At 68.9% G+C, this 1,106-nt stretch carries 2 protein-coding genes; both read right to left on the bottom strand.

The window, feature by feature from the left end; all coding sequences use genetic code 11:
- Positions 1 to 125: 125 nt before the first annotated feature.
- Positions 126 to 470: a YciI family protein gene (locus tag AOK09_RS31940; RefSeq protein WP_055590716.1), complete on the bottom strand. Its 345-nt coding sequence runs from the start codon at positions 468 to 470 to the stop codon at positions 126 to 128.
- Between the two features lie 10 nt (positions 471 to 480).
- The gene (locus tag AOK09_RS31935; protein ID WP_055590715.1) at positions 481 to 1,065 is read right to left on the bottom strand and encodes a dihydrofolate reductase family protein; all 585 of its coding nucleotides are present in this window, start codon (positions 1,063 to 1,065) and stop codon (positions 481 to 483) included.
- Positions 1,066 to 1,106: the final 41 nt, after the last annotated feature.

Raw genomic sequence — 1,106 nt, 5'->3', positions numbered from 1 at the left:
GGCGTCGGCGACCGCGTCCTCGGCCAGGCCGATGTCGCCGAAGCCGCGCACGAGTACGGCAACGGCTCTGCCGTACTCGGCGCGGAAGACAGCCGCGATCTCCTGCGGCGTCATCGAGGTGGCGCTCAATACGGTTCGACGTCCTGGAACGGACGGACCTCGATCGGCAACGTTGTGGCGGCTGCCGCCTTGCGGCCCCAGGAAAGCGCCGCGTCCAGGTCGGGCGCGGTGATCACCCAGATACCGCCGATGTGCTCCTTGCCTTCGACGTACGGACCGTCGGTGAACATGCCGTCGGCCCGCACCACCGTCGCAGTGCCAGGCGCGTGAAGGCCGCCGGTGAACACCCATGAGCCGCTCTCGCGCAGCTCCTCGTTCAACCGGTGGATGTCGTCGGCGATCCGGGCCAGGGTTTCGGCGTCGGGCGGTGTGCCGTCCGGCTGGTAGATCGAGAGCAGATACTGCGGCACGGCCCCTCCTCTATCGGCGGGAGTAGCGGGCGATGATCACGCCCTTGGTGGTGGTGACGGAGTCGGTCAGCTCGAACTCGGTGAGGGGCGCGGGGCCCTCGAACAAGCGCGTGCCGCTGCCCAGGGTCAGCGGGTGGATCAGCAGCTGGTAGTGGTCGACCAGGCCGGCGGCGTGCAGGGCGTGGATGAGCGAGGTGCTGCCGATGATCGACAGGTCGTTGCCGGGGCCGGCCTTGAGGTCGGCCACCGCCTCGACGGCCTCCCCGCTCAGCAGGATCGAGTTCTGCCAGGCGTCGGCGTCCTTGAGGGTCCTGGACACGACGTACTTCGTGGCCGCGTTCATGTGCGCGGTGAACGGGTTGCCATCGGTCGCTCCTGCCCACGCGCTGATGAAGTCCTTCCAGGTCCGGTGGCCGAAGAGCATGTCGGTGGGCTTGGCCATGCTCCTGCCCATCTCCTGCCCCATGACCTGATCGTTGTACTGCCCGCCCCAGCCCCCGTGGGCGAATCCGCCGCGGGTGTCCTCGTCCGGGCGGCCAAGGCCCTGGACTACTCCGTCGAGGGTGACCGACATCGTCGCCGTGATCGACCGCATGATCTGCTCCTGTCCCCTGCGGACCGCTCTTCCGCGGCCCG

It is taken from the genome of Peterkaempfera griseoplana, assembly GCF_001418575.1.
Lineage (GTDB): Bacteria > Actinomycetota > Actinomycetes > Streptomycetales > Streptomycetaceae > Peterkaempfera > Peterkaempfera griseoplana.
Note: the sequence above shows the minus strand (reverse complement) of the source record. Positions and strands in the feature narration are given on the sequence as shown.

What these genes read in the sequence shown, in the direction of transcription:
- AOK09_RS31935 (WP_055590715.1), bottom strand. Translation starts at nt 1,065, where the DNA reads ATGCGGTCGATCACGGCGACGATGTCGGTCACCCTCGACGGAGTAGTC.